The following is an 8,976-nucleotide window of genomic DNA, read 5'->3' on the forward strand; positions in this document are numbered from 1 at the left end:
GCCCGGGCAAGCACTTCTGGCGCTTCCGGATCAGGTGGACAGACGGGGCGTGACATGTCGGTAAGGTCTCTTTCCAGAACGCGCCCTACCGGAAACCTGGATTCCATCGGCCGCGATCGACGGAAGTCGTAGACTTACGAGTGTTTCGAGCGCAACTATGGTGTGCAAACAAACACTAAATCTCTGACTTTTGATTGATCAAAAAGCGTAAGTGTGGGGTATGCGCGTCATCACCTTCCAAGAGCCAGGCCGTGTCAGCGTCAGCCTGGAGTCGCCCGCCGAACTCGTGCCGGGCTCCGTCCGGGTGCGGACCCTCTATTCCGGGGTCTCCGCGGGCACCGAGCTGACCGCATATCGCGGCACCAATCCCTACCTCACCCGTAAGTGGGACACCGAGCGCCGGCTCTTCCTCGAAGGCCAGACGCACGCCTACCCCCTGTCCGGCTGGGGCTACCAGGAGGTCGGCGAGGTGGTGGAGGCGGCTCCCGACGTCGCCGAGCCGCCCGTCGGCAGCCTCGTGTGGGGCATCTGGGGCCACCGCGCCGAGGCCGTCGTCCCCGCCGAGAAGCTGGCCGGGCACATCCTGCCGCCGGGGGCCGACCCCGTCGCGGGCGTCTTCGCCCGGGTCGGAGCCATCGCGCTCAACGCCGTCCACGCCGCCGACGTGCACCTGGGCGACCAGGTCGCGATCTTCGGCCAGGGCGTCATCGGCCTGCTCGCCACCCGCATGGCGGTGCTCAGCGGCGCCCGGGTGGTGGCCGCCGACGCCATCCCCGACCGGCTCGAACTCGCCAGGAAGTTCGGCGCCGCCGAGACGTTCGACGTGCGGTCGGGGTCGGTCGCCGAGTTCCTGCGCAAGCGCATCGAGGGCGCCGACACCGCGATCGAGCTCAGCGGCAACCACCTGGGCCTGCAAGAGGCCATCAGGAGCGTGCGCAAGGGCGGCCGGGTCGTCGCGGCCGGCTTCTACCAGGGCGACGGCATCGGGCTGCGGCTGGGCGAGGAGTTCCACCACAACCAGGTGCAGCTCGTCTCCTCCCAGATCGGCGGCGTCGCCTCCTGGCTGGCCCACCGCTGGGACGTCGAACGCCTCCAGCGCACGTTCATGGAGCTCGTACACCGGGGCGAGGTCGAGGTCGGCGACCTGGTCACCCACCTCGTGCCGGTCGAGCAGGCGGCCGAGGCGTTCGACCTGATCGACAAGCACCAGTCCGAGGTGCTCCAGCTCGTCTTCACCTTCGAGGAGTCACGATGAAGCTCGCCGCCCAGGAGCAGCTTCTGCCCGGCCGCAGCCTGCAGGAGAAGTTCGCGTTCGCGGTGGAGGCCGGGTTCGACGCGATCGAGCTGAGGGGGAAGGGCGACTTCCACTTCGCCGGCCGGCTGACCGAGCTCAAGCGGGCGCTGGCCGACGGCGTCGTGATGCCGACGGTGTGCGTCGAGATGCCGCACTTCATCGGCGACTTCGACCCGGCCAAGCGCAAGGACGCCATCCAGCAGCTCAGGTCGCAGCTCACGGTGATCGCCGAGCTGGGCGGCATCGGCGTCATGACCCCGGCCTCGTGGGGCCAGTTCTCGCTCCGGCTGCCGCCGTTCGAGCCGCCGCGCACCGCCGCGGACGACCGGGAGGTGCTGGCCGAGGCGCTGGGCATCCTTGGCGAGCACGCCCAGCGCAACGGCGTGCTGATCATGCTCGAACCCCTCAACCGGTACGAGAACCACATGGTCAACACGCTGGCCGACGCGGTCTCGTACTGCTCGATGGACTCGATCAGGATCGTCGGCGACACCTACCACATGAACATCGAGGAGGACGACCCCTGCCGGGCCCTGGTGGAGGCGGCCCCGTACCTCGCGCACATGCAGATCAGCGAGTCCAACAGGAACCAGCCCGGCACCGGCCACCTCGACTGGGGCGCGCAGCTCGCCACGCTCGACGCCGTCGGCTTCGACGGCTACCTCGCCCTCGAATGCCGGCTGCGGGGCGAGCCCGAGATCGTGCTCCCGCAGACGGCGGCCTTCATCAGGAAATTCCTGTGATCCTCCGCGACGCCGTACGCGTGCTCGTCGCCAACTGGGACGGCAGCCACACGGTTCCCTCCCGCCGTCTGTACCCCCACCAGTGGAGCTGGGACTCCGCCTTCATCGCGATCGGCAACGCCCGCTGGTCGCCGCGGCGGGCCAGGGCGGAGCTGCTGTCGCTGTTCGGCGCCCAGTGGGCCGACGGCCGGGTGCCGCACATCGTGTTCAACCCCGTCGTGCCCGAGGGCGCCTACTTCCCCGGCCCGCAGTTCTGGGGCGCCCGCGCGCCGTCCGGCTCGGCGACCTCCGGCATCGTGCAGCCGCCCGTGCACGCGCTGGCCGCCTGGAAGGTGCACCAGGCCGAGCCCGACCCGGCGTTCCTGGCCAGGATCTATCCCAAGCTCGTCGCCCAGCAGGAGTTCCTGCGCGCCTCCCGTCGCTCGCCCGAGGGCCTGATCTCGATCGTCCACCCGTGGGAGTCGGGCATGGACAACAGCCCGGCCTGGGACCTTCCGCTGCGGGCGGTCGAGACCGGCGCGACGGGCTTCGTCCGCCGGGACCTCAACACCGTCAGCGCCGACGAGCGCCCCACCGACCGCGACTACGAGCGGTACGTCGCCCTGGCCGGCGCCTACCGCGACAGCGGCTACCGGCGGGCCGGCTCGTTCGAGATCGAGGACCCGCTGTTCAACGCCGCGTACGGCGTGGCCGAGTCGGCGCTCGCCGAGATCGCGCAGGTGTGCGGCCACGACCCCGGCCCCCACCGGCGCGAGGCCGCCGCCGTCACCGCCGCCATGGTCGACCACCTCTACCAGGACGGCCACTTCCGCCCCCGCGACCTGCGCACCGGCCGGCTGATCCGCTCGGGCAGCGCCGCCGGCCTGGTGCCGCTCATGCTCCCGGGGCTGCCGCCGGAGATCGCCGAGGCGCTGATCGGCACGGCCCTGGACAAGTTCTCGCTCAAGGACGGCGTGCTGCCCAGCCACGCCCCGGCCACGGCCGAGTTCGACCCGGCCCGCTACTGGCGCGGGCCGAGCTGGATCAACCTGACCTGGCTGGTCTGGCAGGGGCTCCGGGACCGCCGTCCCGACCTGGCCGACCTGCTCGCCGAGGGCATGATCCACGCCGTCGCCCACTCCGGCTTCCGCGAGTACTTCAACCCGTTCACGCTGCGCGGGCACGGGTGCCGGGACTTCAGCTGGTCAGCGGCCCTCATCCTCGACGTCGTGGCTGAGCACGGCCTGGACGGCCTGCCGCCGTCGGGCCGCGAGATCGGTCAGAAGTTCGGGGGCCTCCCCGAAGCCGACGACGTCGGTGACCAGGTGCTCGCGTAGCAGCCTCCCGCGCTCCCTGAGCAGGCCGATCGTCTCGTGCGACAGGCGTTCCCGGTCCCAGGCGTGCGCGAGGCCGCGCGGCACCCGGCCGATCTGGGCGCAGCGCAGCGCCAGCCCGTTGTGGTGGAACTCCTCGCCGAGCCGCACCTCGTCGGCGCCCTGGGTGTAGAACGCGAGGTCGATCAGCGTGCCCTGCGGGCGCAGCAGCCGCAGCCCCAGGGCCAGCGCCCGCGGTTGACCGCGGCACTGGAAGACCAGGTCCGCGCCGCGGTCGCCCGGGGCGTGCCGCCAGCGGCGCTTCAGCGTCACCGCCGGGTCGTCGTCGGGGGCGGCCAGGACCTGCGTGCCGATCGCCTCGGCCACCGCGAGCCTGGCCCGGGTCTCGTCCACGACCACCACCTCGGCGGCCCCGCAGGACAGGGCGAAGGACGCGGTCAGCAGCCCCACCACGCCCGCCCCGACCACCGCGACGCGGCGACCGCGCACGCCGTCGCCCAGGTGCTGGACGGCCGGGCCGTGCAGGTCGGCGGCCGCGTGCAGCAGGCCGTTGGCGCAGATCGGGCCCATGTGGGCGACGTAGATGCCGAGCAGCGGGTCGAGGTCGCCGGGCAGCACGACGAACCGGTCGGCCATCGGGTCGGCCACGTACGCCGTGCGGTGGCCGTAGGCCATGGCCACCCGGGCGCCCTCGGCCACGGCCCGCGTGCGGGTCTCGGCGACCACGCCCACCTGCATGTAGCCGATGCCGCGCACCGGGTACGCCACCGACGGCGTGCCCGGCAGGAACAGCCCGAGCGCCGGGTCCCAGGCCGAGGTGAGGTAGGGGTTGGCGCCCTTGAGATAGGTCAGCTCGGTGCCCGCCGAGACGCCGCTGTGCGTGGTGGCGACCATGAACCCGCCGTCGGGCAGGCCGGGCAGCTTCTCCTCGACCAGGCACACCTCGCCGGGCGCCTCGATGCTCAGGATCGTGCTCGTCGCCTCAGTCATCCAGCATCACCGGCCTCCGTTCCGCCGCGGAGCGCGCCAGCGCGACGGCCAGGCGGTGGGTTCGCAGGGCTTCGCCGTACGGCGCGCGCACGTCGGCGTCCTTCCCGCGCACCGCGTCGATGAACGCGCGGTCCACGAGGGTCTTGGCGTGCCCGCCGTCCTCGACGGCCTCCTCGCCGTCCACGAGCAGCCGGGTCTCGCTGAGCTCCAGCGCGATGCCGTCGGCGCACACCTCCAGCCCCACCCGGTGCTTGTGGCGCAGCAGGCAGGAGGTGGCCAGCAGGCCGGTCGCGCCGCCCGCGAAGCTCATGACGGCCGACGTGGCCCGGTCGATCTCGCCGTCCACCGCGTTCCCGGCCGGTACGGCGTGCACCATCGACACCTCGCCCACCAGCAGCCTGGCCAGGTCCAGGACGTGGACCGCCTGCTCCAGGATCTGGCCGCCCGACATGCTCGCCTTCAGCCACCAGCCGACCGGCGGCACCTTGTCCAGCCAGTGCCCGAGCGCGAGCTGCACGGGACGGCCGTCGAGCCGTTCCCGGGCCCGGTCGACGATGTCGAGGTAGCGCCAGTGGTGGCCGACGGCGGACGGCAGCCCGCGCCGGTCGATTTCGGCTGCGATGTTTTCTGCGGTTTTGAGGTCGAGAGAAAGGGGTTTTTCCACAAAAATCGGGAGATTGCACGACAAGACGTCGTTTTCAGGGTTACCGTGCGCGAAAGGAGGCACACAGACGTAGACAGCGTCGAGACCGCCGGCCTCCAGCAGGCCGGCATGGTCGCCGTAGGCGGGGGCGCCGTGCGCGGAGGCCAACGCCTCAGCCTTGTGGAGATCGGTGTCGGCCACCCCGGCAATCGTCACATCGGGGAAGCCGGACAGGACATCTGCGTGGCGAGCGGCGACATTTCCGGCACCAATGATGCCGACACGGGTAATTGGGGACACAACCCGACATATGCCACGTCTAGGGGTTAACAAACAAGGATGTTCGAAGGCGCATAGATCGGGCAGGGGTCGTGCCCCTATGAGATGGGGCTGACTGCATGGAGACAGATGTGCGAGCCTTTGCCAGGGCCCAGGAGTGGTGCGGCCCGCATTCCAGTACGGCCGCGGAATGGCCGGTGGATGCCTTAATCGAGGCCAAGGGCAACACAACGGTGAGCGTCGTCCTGCCGGCGCGCGACGAAGAGCGCACGGTCGGGGACATCGTCACCGTGATCAGACGTGAACTGGTGGAGCAGGCGCCACTCGTCGACGAGATCCTCGTCGTCGACTCCAACTCCACCGACGCGACGGCGGAACGGGCACGCGCGGCGGGCGCGCGCGTCGTGGCGCAGAACGAGGTGCTGCCCCACCTGCCGCGCCTGTCGGGCAAGGGGGAGGCGCTGTGGAAGGGCCTGGCCGCCTCCCACGGCGACATCGTCGCGTTCGTCGACTCGGACCTGCTCAACTTCGGCGCGCATTTCGTGTCGGGGCTGGTCGGTCCGCTGCTGGTGAACCCGGGCACCCATTTCGTCAAGGCCACGTACGAACGGCCCTTCACGGGCGAGGACGGCGTGCCCCGGCGCGGCGCGGGCGGCCGGGTCACCGAGCTGGTGGCCAGGCCCCTGCTCAACCTGTTCTGGCCGGAGCTGGCGGGCTTTCGCCAACCCCTCGGCGGCGAGTACGCCGCCCGGCGCGACGTGCTGGAACAGGTCCCCTTCGTCACCGAGTACGGCGTGGAGTTCGGCCTCCTCGTCGACCTCCTCCAACTGGTGGGACTCGACGCCATGGCCCAGGTGGACCTGGGCTCCCGCGCGCACGGCCATCAGTCCGTGCACGCGCTCGGCCGGATGGCCGGGCAGATCATGCTCACCGCGTGGTCCCGGCTGGAACGCCAGGGCCGCGTGGTGTCCTCGGTGCCCCCGGCTCACACGCTGCTGCAGTTCGGCCTCGACGGGCGGGCCGGCCTGGTGGACGTGGGAGTGGCGGAACGGCCGCCGCTCGCCTCGCTCATGCTGGAGGAGGACGTCGCGTGAAGGTGCTGATCAACGCGGGACCGTGGCTGGCGGTCCCGCCGCCCGGCTACGGCGGAATCGAGAACGTGGTCGCCACCCTGGTCCCCGCGCTGCGCGAACGCGGCGTCGAGGTCGTGCTGGCCTCCGTCGCGTCGAGCACGCTGGAGGCCGACGAGCTGATCGCCGTCTACGACGAGGGCCAGTTCGCGGAGTTGCAGAAGCCGTACAACCAGGTCATGGGGATCGCGCACGCGCACCAGGCGCGGGTGGCCGCCGAGCTGCGCGGCCGCGACGACATCGACCTCGTGCACGACCACGTGGAGGTCGTCGGGCCGGCGGTGCTGGCCGCGCTGGGCGGGCCGCCGGTCCTCCACACCCTCCACTGGGACCTGCGCAAGCACCCGGCGTTCTACGGCGCCTTCCCGCGCTCGATCGCGGTCAACGGGGTGTCGGACTCGCAGCTCGCCCGCGCCCCGGAGGCTCTGCGCGCGGCCTCGCTGGGCGCCGTCCACCTGGCCACGCCGCTGGCCGGCCAGGACGTCCGCGCCGAGCGCGGCGAGCACCTGGTGATCATGGGACGGATCTGCGGGCTCAAGGGCCAGCACGTGGCCGCCCGCATCTGCCAGAAACTCGGCCTGCCGCTGGTCGTGGCCGGCCCGGTCTGCGGCCGGGACAGCCAGGCCGAGCTGGACGTCGTCCTGCAGGACCCCTACCACCCGCTGCACAGCCACCCCGACGTGCGCTACCACCTCGACCAGGTGTCCCGCTACCTCGACGGCGACCTGGTCAGGTGGGTCGGCGCGGTCGGCGGCCAGGAAAGGGACGAGCTGTACGCCTCGGCCCGTGCCGCGCTCTTCCCCATCCAGTGGGACGAGCCGGGCGGCACGGCGGTCGTCGAGGCCCTGGCGCTCGGGGTGCCGCCGGTGGGCCTGCGCCGCGGCTGCCTGCCCGAGATCATCGACCACGGCCGCACCGGCTTCCTCGCCGACACCGAGGAGGAGCTGGCCGAGTACGTCCAGAGGGTGGACGAGATCGATCCGGAGGAGTGCCGCCGCGAGGCCCGGCGCCGCTTCTCGCCCGGCGTGATGGCCGACCGCTACCTGGACCTGTACGACCGGGTGCTGCGCGCCGACTGATAGACATGTCCGATGATTCGCGTACTTCTGGCCGAGGACCAGGCCGTGATCAGGCACGCGCTCGCGACCCTGCTCGGCCTGGAGGCCGACTTCGAGATCGTGGCCGCGGTCGAGTCCGGTGACGCGGCCCTGGCGTCGGCCGCCGCGCACCGGCCGGACGTGGCCGTGCTGGACATCGACATGCCCGGCACCCTCGACGGGCTGGCCGCCGCGGCGGAGATCCGGGCCAGGGTGCCCTCGTGCCGCACGCTCATGCTCACCGCCTACGGCAAACCCGGCCATCTCAAGCGGGCCCTGACCGCCCAGGTGGACGGCTTCCTGCTGAAGACCGCGCCGCCGGAGGACCTGGTCGCGGCGATCAGGGAGGTCACCCGGGGCGGCCGGGTGCTCGACCCGTCGCTCGCGGTCACCGCCTGGGACCTGGCCGACAACCCGCTCACGCCGCGCGAGGCCGACGTGCTGCGGCTGGTGGCGGGCGGCGCCGAGGCCCCCGACATCGCCCGGCGGCTGCACCTGACCGCCGGGACCGTGCGCAACTACCTGACGGCCATCGTGGCCAAGCTAAACGCGCGCAACCGCACCGACGCCGTGCGCATCGCCACCGAGGCCGGCTGGATCTAGCGGGGCGCGCGCGTCGAGCCGGAACCAGCCGTCCGCGGCGGCGGTCGTGAGCCGGCCGCCCAGCGTGGCCAGGCGGGTGGTGAGGTTGCCCAGCCCGGACGAGCCGCGACGGGCGGCCGCCGTGCCCGCGCCGTCGTTGCGGACGAGCAGCCCGACCTCGCCGCCGGCCACGGAGGTGGAGATCACGCAGGCGCGCGCGGCGCTGTGGCGCAGGACGTTCGTCACGGCCTCGCGCAGCACGGTGCTGAGCACGGTCTCGACCTCGGCCGGCAGCTCGGGGTGCGCGAGCCGCAGAGTGACCTCGACCCCGGCCGCCGCCAGCACCTTCCCGGCCGACTCGGCCTCGGCGGCGAAGGACAGCTCGCGCTGCTCGCCGGTGACCGAGCGCAGGTCGTCCTGGGCGTGCTCGGCCATGGTGACGACGTTCTCCAGCTCCCGGACGGGGTCGGGCAGGCGGCGGGCGAGCTCGCAGGTGAGCAGGATGGCGGCCAGGCTGTGGCCGAGCAGGTCGTGCAGGTCGCGGGCGGCCCGCAGGCGCTCCTCGACGACGGCCGACCGCGCCAGGCTCTCCCTGGCCGCGTGCAGCTCCTTGGCCAGCTGGGCCAGGCGCAGGAGGCTGTAGACCACCACGCCGGTGGTGAGCGTGCTCACCGTGATGTTGACGCGGCCGGGCAGCTCGTACAGGGAGGCGACCGTCCAGACCGCGGCCAGGATCGCGGCCGTCAGGGGCCAGGCCGTCCGCGGGCGGAAGGCGAGCAGCACCGGACCGGCGAGGAAGCCCGCCGCCCCCAGCCAGATCGGCCCGAACACCGGGATCGGGGCGAAGGTGAGCGCCGCCATCACCCCCAGCGCCACCATGTGGCGGCCGGTGACCGAGCGCAGCT

8 protein-coding genes and 1 pseudogene are annotated in these 8,976 nt (G+C 72.2%); 6 read left to right on the plus strand and 3 right to left on the minus strand.

Features of this window, described 5'->3' with window-relative positions; all coding sequences use genetic code 11:
* Window positions 1-220 precede the first annotated feature (220 nt).
* The 3 genes and pseudogenes from ACWCSD_RS18505 to ACWCSD_RS18515 all read left to right on the plus strand — a co-directional run.
* Window positions 221-1,255 (plus strand): zinc-binding dehydrogenase, encoded by a 1,035-nt coding sequence (locus tag ACWCSD_RS18505; RefSeq protein ID WP_358283338.1) that lies wholly within the window; start codon window positions 221-223, stop codon window positions 1,253-1,255.
* Window positions 1,252-2,037 carry a sugar phosphate isomerase/epimerase family protein gene (locus ACWCSD_RS18510; RefSeq protein WP_352349888.1) on the plus strand — a complete coding sequence of 262 codons (786 nt, stop codon included), beginning with the start codon at window positions 1,252-1,254 and terminating at the stop codon, window positions 2,035-2,037. The genes ACWCSD_RS18505 and ACWCSD_RS18510 overlap by 4 nt, the downstream gene beginning before the upstream one ends.
* A pseudogene (locus tag ACWCSD_RS18515) lies at window positions 1,968-3,212 on the plus strand (MGH1-like glycoside hydrolase domain-containing protein); the annotation flags it as partial. The gene ACWCSD_RS18510 and the pseudogene ACWCSD_RS18515, both read left to right, overlap by 70 nt.
* 9 nt (window positions 3,213-3,221) lie before the next feature.
* On the opposite strand, the gene ACWCSD_RS18520 reads toward ACWCSD_RS18515, so the two are convergent.
* Together ACWCSD_RS18520 and ACWCSD_RS18525 are read right to left on the minus strand one after the other, a co-directional pair.
* Entirely contained in the window at window positions 3,222-4,340 is a 1,119-nt protein-coding gene (locus tag ACWCSD_RS18520) for a zinc-binding dehydrogenase (protein ID WP_397162429.1), read from the minus strand.
* Window positions 4,333-5,283: a Gfo/Idh/MocA family protein gene (locus ACWCSD_RS18525; RefSeq protein ID WP_397162430.1), complete on the minus strand. Its 951-nt coding sequence runs from the start codon at window positions 5,281-5,283 to the stop codon at window positions 4,333-4,335. Before ACWCSD_RS18525 ends, ACWCSD_RS18520 begins: the two co-directional genes overlap by 8 nt.
* A gap of 98 nt (window positions 5,284-5,381) precedes the next feature.
* Here ACWCSD_RS18525 and ACWCSD_RS18530 point away from each other — a divergent pair, with 98 nt between their 5' ends.
* The 3 genes from ACWCSD_RS18530 to ACWCSD_RS18540 are packed head-to-tail and all read left to right on the plus strand — an operon-like array spanning window position 5,382 to window position 8,092.
* Window positions 5,382-6,356 (plus strand): glucosyl-3-phosphoglycerate synthase, encoded by a 975-nt coding sequence (locus ACWCSD_RS18530; RefSeq protein WP_358283346.1) that lies wholly within the window; start codon window positions 5,382-5,384, stop codon window positions 6,354-6,356.
* Window positions 6,353-7,471, plus strand: a complete 1,119-nt coding sequence (locus ACWCSD_RS18535; RefSeq protein WP_358283348.1) for a glycosyltransferase — start codon at window positions 6,353-6,355, stop codon at window positions 7,469-7,471. Before ACWCSD_RS18530 ends, ACWCSD_RS18535 begins: the two co-directional genes overlap by 4 nt.
* 12 nt (window positions 7,472-7,483) lie before the next feature.
* Window positions 7,484-8,092: a response regulator transcription factor gene (locus tag ACWCSD_RS18540; RefSeq protein ID WP_358283350.1), complete on the plus strand. Its 609-nt coding sequence runs from the start codon at window positions 7,484-7,486 to the stop codon at window positions 8,090-8,092.
* Here the strand turns inward: ACWCSD_RS18540 and ACWCSD_RS18545 are convergent.
* A partial coding sequence (locus ACWCSD_RS18545) for a sensor histidine kinase (protein ID WP_449916309.1) occupies window positions 8,033-8,976 on the minus strand: 944 nt, incomplete at its 5' end. The two genes, ACWCSD_RS18540 and ACWCSD_RS18545, sit on opposite strands and share 60 nt — an antisense overlap.

The sequence above is a fragment of the Nonomuraea sp. NPDC001684 genome (assembly GCF_053596515.1).

What these genes read in the sequence shown, in the direction of transcription:
- ACWCSD_RS18505 (WP_358283338.1), top strand. Translation starts at nt 221, where the DNA reads ATGCGCGTCATCACCTTCCAAGAGCCAGGCCGTGTCAGCGTCAGCCTG.
- ACWCSD_RS18510 (WP_352349888.1), top strand. Translation starts at nt 1,252, where the DNA reads ATGAAGCTCGCCGCCCAGGAGCAGCTTCTGCCCGGCCGCAGCCTGCAG.
- ACWCSD_RS18520 (WP_397162429.1), bottom strand. Translation starts at nt 4,340, where the DNA reads ATGACTGAGGCGACGAGCACGATCCTGAGCATCGAGGCGCCCGGCGAG.
- ACWCSD_RS18530 (WP_358283346.1), top strand. Translation starts at nt 5,382, where the DNA reads ATGGAGACAGATGTGCGAGCCTTTGCCAGGGCCCAGGAGTGGTGCGGC.
- ACWCSD_RS18540 (WP_358283350.1), top strand. Translation starts at nt 7,484, where the DNA reads ATGATTCGCGTACTTCTGGCCGAGGACCAGGCCGTGATCAGGCACGCG.